This window comes from Gallibacterium genomosp. 3 (assembly GCF_001678475.1).
In the GTDB taxonomy this organism is placed as follows: Bacteria; Pseudomonadota; Gammaproteobacteria; order Enterobacterales; family Pasteurellaceae; genus Gallibacterium; species Gallibacterium faecale.
The window spans coordinates 96,639-111,782 of the sequence record NZ_JTJR01000011.1 but is presented as its reverse complement, the minus strand read 5'-3'; the positions used below and the strand labels follow the sequence as shown (position 1 = coordinate 111,782).

The 15,144-nt window shown below is 38.3% G+C and carries 12 protein-coding genes; 4 read left to right on the top strand and 8 right to left on the bottom strand.

What is annotated here, in order from left to right:
• Positions 1-5 precede the first annotated feature (5 nt).
• Positions 6-1,763 carry an assimilatory sulfite reductase (NADPH) hemoprotein subunit gene (gene cysI / locus QV06_RS03325; RefSeq protein WP_065236936.1) on the top strand — a complete coding sequence of 586 codons (1,758 nt, stop codon included), beginning with the start codon at positions 6-8 and terminating at the stop codon, positions 1,761-1,763.
• A gap of 268 nt (positions 1,764-2,031) precedes the next feature.
• On the opposite strand, the gene QV06_RS03320 is transcribed toward cysI, so the two are convergent.
• Together QV06_RS03320 and QV06_RS03315 are read right to left on the bottom strand one after the other, a co-directional pair.
• Positions 2,032-2,613 (bottom strand): response regulator, encoded by a 582-nt coding sequence (locus tag QV06_RS03320; RefSeq protein ID WP_065236935.1) that lies wholly within the window; start codon positions 2,611-2,613, stop codon positions 2,032-2,034.
• Positions 2,613-4,319 (bottom strand): sensor histidine kinase, encoded by a 1,707-nt coding sequence (locus QV06_RS03315; RefSeq protein WP_065236934.1) that lies wholly within the window; start codon positions 4,317-4,319, stop codon positions 2,613-2,615. The genes QV06_RS03320 and QV06_RS03315 overlap by 1 nt, the downstream gene beginning before the upstream one ends.
• A 132-nt stretch (positions 4,320-4,451) precedes the next feature.
• Between QV06_RS03315 and ttrB the strand changes: the two genes are divergently transcribed.
• From ttrB to QV06_RS03300, 3 genes are read left to right on the top strand one after another with little or no spacing between them, the layout of a single operon-like run.
• Positions 4,452-5,180 carry a tetrathionate reductase subunit TtrB gene (gene ttrB / locus QV06_RS03310; protein ID WP_065236933.1) on the top strand — a complete coding sequence of 243 codons (729 nt, stop codon included), beginning with the start codon at positions 4,452-4,454 and terminating at the stop codon, positions 5,178-5,180.
• Positions 5,177-6,214, top strand: coding sequence for an NrfD/PsrC family molybdoenzyme membrane anchor subunit (gene nrfD, locus QV06_RS03305; protein WP_245174232.1), 1,038 nt, complete (start codon positions 5,177-5,179; stop codon positions 6,212-6,214). The genes ttrB and nrfD overlap by 4 nt, the downstream gene beginning before the upstream one ends.
• Entirely contained in the window at positions 6,207-9,296 is a 3,090-nt protein-coding gene (locus QV06_RS03300; RefSeq protein ID WP_065236932.1) for a tetrathionate reductase subunit A, read from the top strand. Before nrfD ends, QV06_RS03300 begins: the two co-directional genes overlap by 8 nt.
• A gap of 65 nt (positions 9,297-9,361) precedes the next feature.
• Here QV06_RS03300 and napF read toward each other — a convergent pair whose 3' ends face one another.
• From napF to QV06_RS03270, 6 genes are all read right to left on the bottom strand, one after another.
• Positions 9,362-9,901, bottom strand: coding sequence for a ferredoxin-type protein NapF (gene napF / locus QV06_RS03295; protein WP_065236931.1), 540 nt, complete (start codon positions 9,899-9,901; stop codon positions 9,362-9,364).
• Between the two features lie 3 nt (positions 9,902-9,904).
• The gene (gene dmsD, locus QV06_RS03290; RefSeq protein ID WP_065236930.1) at positions 9,905-10,516 is read right to left on the bottom strand and encodes a Tat proofreading chaperone DmsD; all 612 of its coding nucleotides are present in this window, start codon (positions 10,514-10,516) and stop codon (positions 9,905-9,907) included.
• A 61-nt stretch (positions 10,517-10,577) separates the two neighbouring features.
• Positions 10,578-11,399 carry a DmsC/YnfH family molybdoenzyme membrane anchor subunit gene (locus QV06_RS03285; protein ID WP_065236929.1) on the bottom strand — a complete coding sequence of 274 codons (822 nt, stop codon included), beginning with the start codon at positions 11,397-11,399 and terminating at the stop codon, positions 10,578-10,580.
• A 1-nt stretch (position 11,400) separates the two neighbouring features.
• Positions 11,401-12,018: a DMSO/selenate family reductase complex B subunit gene (locus QV06_RS03280; protein ID WP_065236928.1), complete on the bottom strand. Its 618-nt coding sequence runs from the start codon at positions 12,016-12,018 to the stop codon at positions 11,401-11,403.
• A gap of 10 nt (positions 12,019-12,028) precedes the next feature.
• Positions 12,029-14,464: a DMSO/selenate family reductase complex A subunit gene (locus QV06_RS03275; RefSeq protein WP_065236927.1), complete on the bottom strand. Its 2,436-nt coding sequence runs from the start codon at positions 14,462-14,464 to the stop codon at positions 12,029-12,031.
• A 247-nt stretch (positions 14,465-14,711) separates the two neighbouring features.
• On the bottom strand, positions 14,712-15,137 hold the full coding sequence (locus tag QV06_RS03270) for a F0F1 ATP synthase subunit epsilon (protein ID WP_065234940.1): 426 nt from the start codon (positions 15,135-15,137) through the stop codon (positions 14,712-14,714).
• Positions 15,138-15,144: the final 7 nt, after the last annotated feature.

Here is a 15,144-nt window from a genome sequence, read left to right as displayed (position 1 = left end):
AAACAATGAGTGATAAAGCAACTGAATGGAAAAAATTTCCTTTAGCCGATAATGAACGCCTAAAAGGTGAAAGTGATTATTTACATGGCACAATTGCCGCAGATCTGAATGAACAATTAACAGGTGGCTTTAATAAAGATAATTTCCAATTAATCCGTTTCCACGGTATGTATGAGCAAGATGACCGCGATATCCGAGCAGAACGCCAAGCCCAAAAATTAGAACCTAATAAGAACGTCATGTTACGCTGCCGTTTACCGGGTGGAATCATCACCCCAAAACAGTGGCTAGGTATTGACGAGTTTGCTACACAACATACTTATTACGGCAGTATCCGTTTAACCAATCGCCAAACATTCCAATTTCACGGGGTTTTAAAGCGTGATATTAAACCAATGCATCAATGGTTACATCAACTTGGTTTAGATTCGATTGCAACTGCCGGTGATGTAAACCGCAATGTTCTCTGTACACCTAATCCGGTAGAAAGTGAATTACATCAACAAGCTTATGAGTGGGCGAAGAAAATTTCTGAACATTTATTACCAAGAACCACGGCTTATGCCGATGTTTGGCTAGATGGTGAGAAAGTCTTTGAAAGCGAAACAACCAAACCGTTATTAAAAGAATCCAGCGATCCAGTTGAACCTATTTTAGGGAAAACCTATTTACCTCGAAAATTTAAAACGACTGTTGTGGTGCCACCATTGAATGATGTGGATCTACACGCAAATGACCTTAACTTTATTGCTATTGCAGAACAAGGGCAATTAGTTGGTTTTAATGTTCTTATCGGTGGTGGCTTATCTATGGATTTCGCCAACCATAAAACTTACCCAAATATTGCACAAGAGCTTGGTTTTGTTACGTTAGATGAGGTATTAGCTTGCGCAGAAGCAGTGGTTACGACTCAACGAGATTGGGGTAACCGTAGTGATCGTAAAAATGCGAAATTACGTTACACCCTTGAACGCGTAGGCTTAGATGTCTTTAAAGCAGAAGTAGAAAAACGTACTGGTATTACTTTAAAGCCACTTCGTCCTTATCATTTCACTGAACGAGGTGATCGTATTGGTTGGGTAAAAGGTGAGGATAAAAAATGGCACCTTACTTTATTTATCGAAAATGGTCGATTGCTAGATTATCCTGATCGACCATTAAAAACTGGCTTACGTGAAATTGCGAAAATCCATAAAGGGGATTTTCGTCTTACCGCTAACCAAAATTTAATTGTGGCTGGGGTAGTGCAAAAAGATAAGGCTAAAATTGAGAAACTTGCTCGTGAATATAAGTTAATTGATGACAGTATTACCCCTCTACGTCAGCAAAGTATGTCTTGTGTTGCATTGCCAACTTGTCCACTTGCGATGGCAGAGGCTGAACGTTTTCTTCCTCAATTTATCGATAAAGTAGACCTCTTAATGGCAAAACATGGGATGGAAAAAGAAGGCATTGTATTACGTGTTACTGGATGCCCTAATGGTTGTGGTCGAGCTATGTTAGCTGAAATAGGCTTAGTTGGTCGTGCGATTGGTCGTTATAACCTTTATATCGGTGGTAATCGCGAAGGTAGCCGTATCCCACGTTTATTTAAAGAAAATATTGAGGAAGCAGAAATCTTACAAATTCTTGATAGTTGGATTGGCGATTGGGCGAAAAATCGCCATGCTAATGAAGGTATTGGTGATTTCGCTATTCGTACCGGAATTGTTAAACCTGTTACCAATGCACCAGAGGATTTTTGGGAAGTGAAGATTGCTTAATTTCGTAAATCGCTACATCTCCTCCTTACTCCTCTTCATAAATGAAGAGGAGTGATCACTCAGCACTTGAATAGCTTTCAGTACATTTTGGCACGAATAAATAGCTCAAAAATAATTAACCTTGATTGACTAAAATATAAACATCAATTAACCAAAATACTTAATACAGGCAAATCAAAAATCACTAACCTTACCTATTTCACAGAACGGTTCCCCACTTCAGACTTGAAGAGGGGCTAGGGGAGATGCAGTCCTTGATAGTTTTTTTCTAAGATAATAAATCCACCTTACGCACTAGCTCAGCTAAATTTTTCGCTTTCATCTTCTCCATAATATGCGAGCGATGAACTTCAACAGTACGCACTGCAATATTTAACTCTTCTGCTATCTGTTTATTAATTTTGCCATTCAACACTAAGGCTAAAACATCCTTTTCTTTTTCGCTTAGCTGTTGGTAGCATTGTTCAATTAAATATTGTTGATAGCGTTTTTCACTACGTTTAATCGCTGTATCCAGTGCAACTTTTAATTGATCAAAGGCAACAGGTTTCTGTAAGAAATCAACTGCTCCTGCTTTTAACTCATTTACCGCCATTTGAACGTCAGCAAACGCAGTCATAATAATAACTTGCAACAAACTATTTTGTTGTTTCAATAAACGGTGCACTTGTCGTCCATCGAAGTGTGGCATACGCATATCTAATAACACTACTCCTGGTTCAAACGGATCAATCTGTTCGATAAATGTTTTACTGTCTGACCAACTTACGACATCATAACCTGCCTGCGTTAACATAAATGTTGCCGCATCTAAGATTGTTGGATCATCATCAACAACATGCACTTTCATTATTGTTTCTCCAAGGGTAATTCTAAAACCACTACAGCGCCCTTTTTATCTTGGCGATTATGAAAATGAATATCGCCAGACATAGAATGCATCAACCGCTGACATAAGGTTAGACCTAATCCTAGCCCTTCTTTTTTCCGGCTTCTAAATGGCACAAAAGGGAATTCTAATTCAGCATCAGAAAACCCGATACCATTATCAATCAGTGTAATTTGTATTTGAGCCTGTCTCTCCGCAACATTAACGACAATTTTATCCGCTTGTGCTTGTAAGGCATTTAATAAACAGTTACAGATAACTTGTTCTAACATTGTCTTTTTTATTTTAACTTGCCATTTTTGCCGGCAAATTAATCTAATCTTCGCTTGTGCTCCGTAATGTTTATTCACAAAGTCGATTGCTTTTTCAAGATGTGGTTTTAATTCCAATAGCTGAATCTCTTCATCTTCTTTCCCTTTCACCCATCCTGTCAAATTACGCATAATTTGCCGACTACGATCAACTTGTGTTTGAATTTTATCAAGGATTTCTAATTCTTTTTTTGCGTCAGATCGTTGTTTTAATTGATGTTTCAATCCTTCGCTATACATTCCTATTGCGGTTAATGGTTGGTTAATTTCGTGGGCAATTCCTGCGCTCATTTCACCTAAAATACTTAATCGATCTGCTTTCATTAATTGGCGTTCATACAAACGCATTTCATGATGGGCTTGGGTTAACGCTTTACTTTTTCGATGAACTTGATATGTAATCCACAAATAGTTCAATAAGATAAATAACAGTCCTGCCAATAACTGCCACTTATGTTGCACCAACCAATATTTAACATCTTGCCATAAACTCTGCTGTTGAGGGTGACGATAAAGATTACGCAGAATATTGTCTGCTTGTTGATCTGAATAAGGTGCATTCCATTGCGGCAAATCTACCGGGATATCCCCCAGTAAAATCGTCATTAATTTTTTTACTAACGATTCTGGCACTTGTGGCATCGCCGCTAATGACCAGTTAGGTAATAGATCGGTACTTGACCAACATCCAATATCATTAGTACGTGAGGCTAATACACGAAAATCACGGATATCCACTTTGCCTTCTGCGGCTAAATCTTCCAAAATACAAACAGGTGCAATTGCACCATCAACTTTGCTCTGTTGTAACCACAGCACGGTGTTATCCGCAGGAAAGCCACTAAACCGGAAAAAGATGTCCTGATTTTCTTCCAGCCCAGCTTGATATAACACATTATAACCAAGCAAAAAACCACCAAAGGCATTAGCGCCGACTGCACTTAAGGTTTTCCCTTTTAAATCTGTGAGCTGATGATATGGGCTATCAGCTTTAACTAAAATAGCACTACCTACTTTGCCACTTTCCGAATGTTTTTGTCTTGGTGACTGCAATGTAGCTAACCAGCGCACTGTACTATTATTCAGATAAAAGAATTGTGATTGATTGGTTAACACAAAATCGACATTTTTTGCTTTATCTTTTGATAGTTCATCCAGTTGCAAAGGGACTAATTGAAAATGCTGTTGTGGTAATTGTTGATTTAACCAATTAATCCATGGTTGCCATTGTTGCGAAGCATAACTTTCGCCACGTTGTGCTAACACCCCGATTTTCCAATTTTCCGCCATCACCAATTGAGGAATTACCGCCAATAGCACTAAGCTAAAACGGCAAATTGCTGCTAACTTTCGCAAAATCTCCTCCTGTTTCTTTGACTCAGATCAATACCCATACTATTTATGTGGAAAACCACAATAGCTACCAAAAGTTGGGTAATTAACAATACGCTAGAACAATAACATAAAACGCTAATTGTGGGGAAAATTATGGATAGTTGTAAACGCACAACACTAAAAACGCTCACTGCGCTGACTTTTGGTGCTAGCTTGGTACCACTGCAAAGTGTTGCGTTTCAACCACCAAGACGAGGTGGTGATCAAAAACATCGCTATGCAATGATTATTGACTTACGTCGTTGTATTGGTTGTCAATCTTGTACAGTGAGTTGCAATATTGAGAATCAAACACCAATCGGTGAATTCCGTACTACTGTACGTCAATATGAGATCACAGATGGCAAACAAACGGTAAATAATGTGTTATTACCTCGCTTGTGTAACCATTGTGATAATCCGCCGTGTGTACCTGTTTGCCCGGTACAAGCAACTTATCAACAAAAAGATGGCATTGTGGTTATCGATAATGAACGTTGTGTAGGTTGCGCTTATTGCGTTCAGGCTTGTCCTTATGATGCACGTTTTATTAATGAAGAAACCAAAACCGCAGATAAATGCACCTTCTGCTCGCATCGCTTAGAAGTAGGCTTATTACCAGCTTGTGTCGAAAGCTGTGTGGGCGGGGCTCGTATTATTGGTGATCTTGCTGATCCAAATAGCCAAATCAAAAAACTTTTTGACGCACACGTTAATGAATTAAAAGTATTAAAACCAGAAGCTGGAACACAACCGCATGTGTTCTATTTAGGTTTAGATGAAGCATTCGTTAGTCGCGTTAATGGTCAACCTATGCTTTGGCAAGGGGAGGAAACATTATGATTCGAGAAGTATTAGTTGAACCGCAAGCTATTGCTTGGCTTCCTTGGGCAGTCAGTTATTTCTTTTATATTGGTATTGCGCTATGTGCCATTTTAACTGCTCTTTGCTTACGCTTTTTTGTTAAACCTTATCAAATGCAAGCAGAACTCATTGCTTTAATTGTGGCCTTAAGCTTCGCTATTGTTGCTCCTGTTGCTTTGACCGCAGATTTACACCAACCTGGTCGTGTTTGGCATTTTTATGCCTATCTTGCGTCTTGGTCTTGGATGGCATGGGGTTCCATTTTCTTACCAATTTTTATGTTAAGTTTAGTTGGCTATATTCTATTTTTATTACGCCAATTACCAAATCGTCCAAGCCAAAAATGGCTTTCTTGGTTATACCTAGGTAATTTTAACAATGTACTCTGGTGTCATATCTTCCGCTTCTTAACTGTTGTTAGCAGTGTTTTAATTCTGCTTTATACTTCAATGGAAGTTTATAACGTAGCAGCACGTCCGTTATGGCATCAACCTTGGTTAATTCCATTAATTATCTTTAGTGCGTTACCAAGTGCTTTAATGTTAGTTCATTTTGCTATTCGTTTTGCTACTAATGAAACTCGCCCAGTCTTAATGAAACCATTAATGTTAGTTAGTTTAGTGCTACTTGCAGTCACTATCTTTGCTATCAACGCATCTTCACCAGAAGCACAATACGATTTAGCACTACTTTGGCAACATCGCCCATCAGTCAGCTTTACTTTAGGCATTGGTATTATCACTTTAGTGTTAGCTTTAATTAGCGGTCGTAACACAATAATTCAATGCCTATTATTAATTGCTTCTTTAATTCTCACTGCAATGGTTCGTTGGGTATTACTTCTCGAAGTACAAACTGTGGCGAAATATAACGCTTTAATGAATCCATATCATTTTAATTGGGGTGTAGATGGTGCTTTAGGTATGTTGTCTGTCCTCGGGTTATGGGTTGCTGTTAGTGTCATCTTATGGCAAATCTTCACATTAATTAATAAGGAGTACCATCATGGATAATAAACGTCGTAATTTACTAAAAGGTGGTTTAGTTGTTGGTGGTGCAGCAACCTTTGTTGCTGGTTATTCACCAAAAGTAAAAGAGATTGCTCATGGCGTATTAAATGGTACTTCTGGCGAAAAAACACAACATAATTTACATGGCAACTCTCTCGCTCCAGAATATCAAGTTACTCAAGATAAAATTATTCCAAATGCCGATCAAATTGTATGTAACACGCAATGTATGGGATGTTGGACACTTTGTGGATTACGTGCAAGGGTGGATCTCAAACAGAATAAAGTTATTCGTATTAGTGGCAACCCTTACCATCCTCTTTCTGCTGATGAATATCTCAGCTATAACAGTTCGTTACAACAAGCGGAACTTAGTGTTGCCGGTGAATCTGGTTTAGAAAATCGCTCAACAGCTTGTGCTCGTGGTGCAGCATTTATGGAGGGTGTTTCTAGTCCTTATCGTATTACCCAACCGCTTAAACGTGTTGGTAAACGAGGTGAAGGAAAATGGAAAACTATTAGTTTTGAACAGCTCATTGAAGAAGTTGTAAATGGCGGTGATCTATTTGGTGAAGGCCATATTGATGGCTTAAAAGCTATTCGTGATTTAACCACACCGGTTGATCAACAAAATCCAGATTTCGGACCAAAAGCTAACCAACTTTTTGTAACCTTTGCTGGCCCAGAAGGTCGTCAACCTTTATTACAGCGTTTTGCTAATGGCAGTTTTGGTACTATCAATTTTGCCTCTCATGGTTCTTATTGTGGTTTATCTTATCGTGCTGGTTCAGGCGCGGTAATGAACGACCTTAATAACAACGCTCACGCAAAACCAGATTGGGATAATTGTGAATTTATCCTATTTATGGGAACATCGCCTGCCCAATCAGGTAACCCATTTAAACGACAAGCACGTCAACTCGCGAAAAAACGTGCTGAATCGGATTTTGATTATGTTGTCGTTTCCCCACGTTTAGAGTTAACTTCAACTCATGCGACACAAAATAATCGATGGGTACCTGTATTACCGGGCGGCGACCTCGCATTAGCTCTCGCTATGTTGCGCTGGATTATTGAAAATGAACGCTACAATGCAGATTATCTTGCCTTACCAAGTGAATTTGCGATGCAACAAGCGGGAGCTGCTAGCTATTGTAATGCAACACATCTATTTGTTAGCGATCCAACACATCCTCGTTTCGGCCAACCGATTACTGAGCAAGATCTATTCGATATCGTACCAAACCCTGATGACAAAGTGTTGGAAAACTACAATATTGTGAAAAACGCTGAAGATAACCAATTTATTGCGGCAAAATCTTCTGCGAAAGCTTTATTGTGGGTAGATGAAACCATTACGTTAAAAGATGGTTCCACTGTTGCAGTGAAATCTTCTCTTACTTTATTAAAAGAATCTTGCTTAGAACATACTCTTGAAGAGTACTCTGCTTTATCTGGCGTGCCTGTGAAAACAATTACTGCACTTGCTGATAAATTTACTTCTCATGGTCATAAAGCTGCCGCAATCACCCATGGTGGCACAATGCAAAGTAATGGCTTCTATACTGCATGGGCTATCTTGTTGTTGAATGTTATGATCGGGAATATGAATAAAAAAGGTGGTATGAGTGTTAGTGGCGGTAAATTTAAAGATTTTGCCCCAGGTCCTCGTTATAACCTTGCTACATTCCCAAATATGGTAAAACCAAAAGGTACCAATCTCGCACGCAGTAAGAAAGCTTACGAAAACTCAAGTGAGTTTAAACGTCGTGCCGCTGAAGGTTCACCATATCCAGCACGCGCGGCTTGGTATCCATTTGTCGGCGGTCAAATGTCAGAAATGATCACTTCAGCATTACAAGGTTATCCTTATTCATTAAAAGCGTGGATTAGCTATATGACCAACTCTTTATATGGTATGACCGGTATCCATCATATCGCAGAAGAAAAATTACGTGATCCGAAAGTATTACCGTTATTTATTGCGATTGATGCTTTTATGAATGAAACCACAGCACTAGCAGATTATATTGTTCCAGATACCCATAATTTTGAAAGCTGGGGCTTTAGTACGCCTTGGGCTGGCGTACCGACTAAAACCAGTACCGCTCGTTGGCCAGTAATTAAATCTGCCAATGCAAAAAATGCTCAAGGTGAAACAATCTGTATGGAAAGTTTTATTATCCATGTTGCTAAAGCAATGGGATTACCGGGCTTTGGAGATAATGCGATTACAGATAACCAGCAACAAACTTATCCATTAAATTGCAGCGAAGATTATTTCTTACGTGCCGCAGCAAACATTGCCTTTGATGGTAAACAGCCTGTCAATGATGCTTCTACCGAAGATCGTTTGCTTTCTGGGGTAGAACGTATTATGCCGTTACTTAGCAAAACCTTAAAAGAAGAAGAGGTCTTAAAAGCAGCCACTATCTTCTGTAAAGGCGGTCGTTTCGCACCATATAACAGTGCTTGGGATGGTGACAATATGGCTGCAAAATGGAAAAACTGCTTACAAATTTGGAATCCAATTGTGGCAAAAGCACGCCATCATCACGATGGTAAACACTATCATGGTTGTCCAAAATATTTTGCACCGCAATTTTCTGACAATAGCACCGTAGAAAGTCGTTATCCAAAGAAAGAGTGGCCGTTTGAACTTATTTCATTTAAATCTAATTTAATGAGCAGTATCACTGCACCATTACTTAGATTGCATAGTATTAAACCGACAGGTATCGTGGCTATGAATAGTCAAGATGCAACAAAATTTGGTTTCACTCACGGTGATTTAGTGGAATTAGCAACACCGGGCGGTAAAGCAAATGTTCAAGTAATGGTGCTTGATGGCGTAATGCCGGGTACGATTGCGATTGAACACGGTTATGGTCATAAACAGCTTGGTGCTGCAAGTTATGAGATTGATGGCAAGTTGATTGCAGGGAATAAGCAAATTCAACAAGGCATTAATATTAATGATCTTGGTTTATTAGATAATACTAAACAAATCACTTCCCCATGGGTGGATTGGGTTTGTGGTTCTGCGGTAAGACAAGGCTTACCAGCAAAATTACGCAAAATTTAATTCTTACCCCACATAAAATAAATAAGGTGCATGGATGCACCTTATTTTTTAGATCTTAATCTCTCTTATGTGAATTGATTCTCCAATTCAATCGCCTGCATAAAACAACCGATCTTACATTCACCACATCCATTACAACGTTCAGCATTTAACTGTAATAGCTGCTCTGCTGGATTAAATTGAATTGCCTGCGTTGAGCAAACATCAATACACGTTGTACAACGTTGCCCTTGCTGATAAACACAAGTGGATAAAAACTGAGGTCGTAACTCCGTATCAGCTTTAAATGCTGGATGTAAGGCTTTGGTAGGACAAGCTTCGACACAAGCCTGACAAAAATCACATGCGGAAAATTGTAAATCCAACACAGGATAATGTTGTTGCAGTTCAATCAGACCATAAGGACAAGCTTTTACACACTCACCACAACCAGTACACACAGCAAGAAATAGACTCTCTTTCGCAGCAAAAGGCGGTCTATTCGCTTGTCTTTTCTCAGATATATGTTGTGGTTGCGGTGCAGTAAAAAGACTACGTAATAATCCTCGGCGAGAAATCTGATTATGCGCTAAATACGCAGAGTAATAACGTTCGTCTTTTTCCATTTATTAAAAATACAATGGCACATTCGCAGGTACAATGCCTAACTCTTCTTCCCATAGTTCGAGCGTTTGCTTCGTCACTAACGCAAGACCTTGATAAAAAGGTGAATCTTGTTGTTCTGACAATAATTCCAAATAACGCCATACCCAAGAGAACAGATGTTTAGATAAATATTCCGGTAAAATATCTGGTCTAGTATCTGCAATATAGGCAGCAAACATCAACATTAAGCCAATATGATCTTCTGGAACATTTTCATTAAGTTCCGCTTTGATCCCATATTTACGCATAAAATCACGTAATTGCAGTAGAGAATCACCAAAAATGACCGCTTCTTTATCTAAATAAACTGAACCCCAAGGTGGCGCAGGCAGCGCATTTGGGCCAATAAATTGTCGTTGAAATTGTTCAGAAATGTCTTTGGTTTGTGTTAATAGGTTCTTAATTTTGAAATCTGGTTTAATGATAGGGCGCCAATCTTGCTGCCAATTAATTTGTTTAATTGCATCAACTAAACCTGATGCTTTAGGATGTGTTGGTTCAAAATAAAAAAGTGATCCTAAAAAACCACCACTCATTGATACCCAAGTCAAAAATGCATCCTGTTCTTGTTCCATGTGCCCTCTCCTTAAAAGATACACTGTACTTGGTTATTACAAGTACAGTGTTGGGTTATGATTAAACTGCCATGCCAACAGTCATGTGTAAACCGTAGAATAAAATTCTTCCTAAAACTTCACCACCGAATACTAACATCACTGCTAAAACTAAGCCAGCCTGATAGTGACTTTTACATAACAAAATATTTGCTAACACTAAACAAAATAAATGGATAATACTTACCCAAGCATAATCAGGCACTAAAGCGACCGCTTGTTGAACAGAACTTTCGATTCCTGATAAAGAGAAACCTTGATAAATCACCACAGCCACACTCGCTACTAACGCTAAGCCAAATAGCCAGCGTAAGCCACATAATGAGGTGACTTGATGCAATAAGGTATAACCTAACGCACAACCTATTAACACAACGGTTAAATAAAATTGCCAAGATGTTATTGCGTTATCCCATGTTGGTACAGTGCTAATATGATAAACATTATTCATCATGTACATAAAGACAGCACCACACAACGCCATCACAATTAGCCAAATTCGTCCTAATCCTACTGACATTTTGCCAGTAATCGCAATTAACCAATACAAACCTGCAACAGCAAAAAAGATTGCTCCACTTGCAATTTCATTACTAAGCATAGATTCACCAATACGATTTAACGAATTAAATGCGCGCATAGGTGATCCTAAATGGAGAATAGAAGCAATAAAACCAATACCAAGTAAAACTAATGGTAACAACATCAATTTATGGATATAGCTTTGTTTAGCTTCTGCATCTTTTTGAAACAAAACATAAGCAAAAACCCACAACGATCCTACTGCTGCTTGAGCTAATACTGTAAAAAAGACTAATGGTAATTCATGTAATCCTGCATTCATCTTACACCTCTCTTGGATTTGCTAGGAAACCAGTTGTATCACCGCTCGGACGAGCATTTTTATTTGGTTTTACCACCAAGTTTGGCTGCGTAAATTCTGCTGGTGGTAAAGGTGCAATCGAAGCTTCTTCACCATATTTTTCACGTAACTCTTTGATTGGTGCAAAATCTAAAGCTCTTAATGGACAAGCTTCAACACAAATTGGTTTTTGCTCCGCTTTTACCCGTGAGTAACAACCATCACATTTCGTCATATGTCCTTTTTTCGCATCATATTGCGGTGCATCATATGGACACGCCATATGGCAATAACGGCAACCAATGCAAATCTCTTCATTTACAATCACAAAACCATCTTCATTTTTGTGCATTGCCCCTGTTGGACAAACTTTTGTACATGCAGGATTTTCGCAATGATTACAAGAGATAGAGAGATAATAAGCAAAAACATCTTGTTGGAATGTGCCATCTGGCTGTACATTCCAGTTTCCTCCAGCATATTCATAAATACGGCGGAAATTAACGTCTGTACCAAGGTCTTTGTAATCTTTACAAGCTAACTCGCAAGTTTTACAGCCTGTACAACGTTCTGAATCAAAATAAAATCCATATTGTTCCATAAATTACTCCTTAGGCTTTCTCAACTTGTACTAAATTAGAATGTTGTGGATTTCCTTTTGCCAATGGTGATGGTCTTTGAGTCGTCAAAACATTGATACAACCAGAATGATCAACACGATTGCTATCTGGTGCGTACCAAGCTCCTTCTCCTAAAGCAACAACCCCCGGAATAATTCTTGGTGTAACTTTGGCATGGATTTGAACTTCACCACGATCATTAAATACGCGAATTAGATCACCATTTTTAATTCCTCGTGGTTCAGCATCAATTGGATTAATCCACATTTCTTGCGGATTTGCTTCTTTAATCACATCCACATTACCGTAAGTTGAGTGAGTACGCGCTTTGTAATGGAAACCACTAAGTTGTAATGGATATTTCTCCATTAATGGATCACCATAATGTTCAAAGCTATCAACATGGATTGGTAATGGATGAATCACTTCATCTTTATCTAATTCCCAGGTTTTCGCAATTTCTGCTAAACGTTCAGAATAGATTTCAATTTTTCCTGATGGTGTTTGTAGTGGATTTTTTTCTGGATCTTCACGGAATTCTTTGTAAGCAACATAGAATCCTTTTGGATCAACTTTTTTGAAAATACCTTGTTTTCTAAATTCTTCAAAGGTTGGTAATTCTGGTAAATTAGCTCTAGATTGTTCATAGAGGTGACGTAACCATTCTTCTTGTGTACGTCCTTCGGTAAATTGTTCCTTAACCCCTAGTTTTTCTGCTAGTGCTGACATCATGTCATAAATATTTTTACATTCAAACGGTGGTTTAACCGCTTGGTCAGCAAAAATGATATATGCCATATTTGAAACGAAAGCATCTAAACAGAAATCCATTTGTTCTGATGTGGTGCAGTCAGGCAATAAAATATCGCTATATTTTGCTGTTGATGTCATATGGTTATCGATAGTTACGATCATTTCGCATTTCGATTCATCTTGCAAAATATCATGAGTACGATTGATCTCTGCATGTTGGTTAATCAAACAGTTACTCGCATAGTTCCAAATAAATTTAATCGGTGCTTTTAATTTTTCTACACCACGAATCCCATCTGCAGTTGCTGTCATTTCTGGACCACGAACAATCGCATCTGTCCATAAGAACATTGGAATACTTGCTTCAACTGGATTAGTTAAGGTTGGCATCCGCACAAACGGAATACTATAAGCACTTTCTCTAGCCCCAGTATTACCTCCATTAATACCAACATTTCCTGTTAAAATTGGTAACATCGCAATCGCACGAGAAATTAATTCCCCATTACTACGACGTTGCGGTCCCCATCCTTGTGTGATAAAAGCAGGCTTAGTTTGTGCAATTTCTCTTGCTAACTTGATAATACGAGTCGCTGGGATACCGGTAATTTTAGATGCCCATTCAGGCGTTTTCGCAAAACCATCTTCGCCTTGACCTAAGATATACGCTTTATAATGCCCATTTTTTGGTGCCGATGCGGGTAAGGTTTTCTCATCATAACCAACACAATATTTATCTAAGAAAGCCTGATCAACTAAATCTTCTGTAATCATCACATAGGCTAACGCAGACACTAAAGCTGCATCTGTACCTGGACGAATCGGGATCCATTCATCTTCACGACCTACACCAGTATCGTTATAGCGAGGATCAATAATGATCATTCTGGCATTCAATTTTTCTTTTGCTTGTTGAATACTATAAGTTAAGCCACCACCGCTCATTCTGGTTTCAGCTGGGTTATTACCAAATAGTACGATAAGTTTGGTATTTTCAACATCTGCAATACCATTCCCATAAGCCCAACCACCACCATAGGTATAATCTAAACCAACAGTAATTTGTGCTGTACTATAATCACCGTAATGATTTAAATAGCCACCAATACAATTCATTAACCGTGCAACAAGAGTAGATCCTGGTGGCCAAGATTTTGTTACTGTTCCACCTAATGTTCCTGTACCATAATTAAGATAAATAGACTCATTACCATATTGTTGAATATTCTTTTGTAATGATTGTGCTATTTCAGTTAACGCTTCATCCCAACTAATTCGTTTAAATTTACCTTCACCACGTTTACCAACACGTTTCATTGGATATTTCAAACGATCTGGATTATATACACGACGACGCATTGAGCGCCCACGCAAACAAGCCCTTACTTGATGATCAAGATTATAGGTTTCTGTTCCTGTGTTATCTGTTTCAACATATGTAATCTTATCGTCTTTAACATGCATTCTTAACGCACAACGGCTACCACAGTTTACTGTACATGCACTCCAAACGATTTTTTCTTCATTTTTACTGGTTTCAGCTGTTTTTTGATCCGCTGCAACTGCGCTAAAAGGCAAAGTGAGTTCTGTTGCGGCTAACGCTGCTGCAACCCCAGATGAAGCTTTAAGAAAACTCCGTCTGTTAACAGTAGGATTGATAATCGACTTCTCCATATAAACTCCATTATTTATAAAATATGCTTAATAAAATTAAACTTATTTTTATACTTACAACGAGGTAATTATATAGAGTTAGTTTTTATATAAGAGAAAATAGCGTAACAAATATGATATAAATCAATAAGTTACAATTAATGAGAATTATTTTCAGCTCTTTTGGTAAGATTTTTGTACAATTTGTATAATAAAAAGCCAGTTATGTATTTACATAACTGGCTTTTCTTGAAGCTAATATCTAAACCTAGCGTTTATTTTTCACTGCTTTTTCTGTTAATTCATAAGCACGTAATTTTGCAAGTTCTCTCGATAGTTTAGAAGCCATAAGCTCATAATTACCATCTTTATGCGAACTGCGAATATTTTCTTCTGCACGACGTTTCGCTGCAAGGATACGTTCTTTATCAAGATCTTCTCCTCGAATAGCAGTATCCGCCAATACAATCACATTTCCAGGTTGAACTTCAAGGAAACCACCAGACACATAGATAACTTCTTCTTTGCCTTGTTGCATAATTTTTACAATACCCGGCTTAATTGAAGTTAACAATGGAGTATGACCCGCGAGAATTCCTAATTCCCCTTCGCTCCCTGTTACTTGAATACTTTCAACAACACCTGAAAATATTTTTTGTTCCGCACTTACAACAGTTAAATTAAAAGTTGCCATTATTTAT

Excerpts from the sequence above, each read along its gene's own strand:
- cysI (WP_065236936.1), top strand. The coding sequence starts at position 6 with ATGAGTGATAAAGCAACTGAATGGAAAAAATTTCCTTTAGCCGATAAT.
- QV06_RS03320 (WP_065236935.1), bottom strand. The coding sequence starts at position 2,613 with ATGAAAGTGCATGTTGTTGATGATGATCCAACAATCTTAGATGCGGCA.
- ttrB (WP_065236933.1), top strand. The coding sequence starts at position 4,452 with ATGGATAGTTGTAAACGCACAACACTAAAAACGCTCACTGCGCTGACT.
- nrfD (WP_245174232.1), top strand. The coding sequence starts at position 5,177 with ATGATTCGAGAAGTATTAGTTGAACCGCAAGCTATTGCTTGGCTTCCT.
- QV06_RS03300 (WP_065236932.1), top strand. The coding sequence starts at position 6,207 with ATGGATAATAAACGTCGTAATTTACTAAAAGGTGGTTTAGTTGTTGGT.
- napF (WP_065236931.1), bottom strand. The coding sequence starts at position 9,901 with ATGGAAAAAGACGAACGTTATTACTCTGCGTATTTAGCGCATAATCAG.
- dmsD (WP_065236930.1), bottom strand. The coding sequence starts at position 10,516 with ATGGAACAAGAACAGGATGCATTTTTGACTTGGGTATCAATGAGTGGT.
- QV06_RS03285 (WP_065236929.1), bottom strand. The coding sequence starts at position 11,399 with ATGAATGCAGGATTACATGAATTACCATTAGTCTTTTTTACAGTATTA.
- QV06_RS03280 (WP_065236928.1), bottom strand. The coding sequence starts at position 12,018 with ATGGAACAATATGGATTTTATTTTGATTCAGAACGTTGTACAGGCTGT.
- QV06_RS03275 (WP_065236927.1), bottom strand. The coding sequence starts at position 14,464 with ATGGAGAAGTCGATTATCAATCCTACTGTTAACAGACGGAGTTTTCTT.
- QV06_RS03270 (WP_065234940.1), bottom strand. The coding sequence starts at position 15,137 with ATGGCAACTTTTAATTTAACTGTTGTAAGTGCGGAACAAAAAATATTT.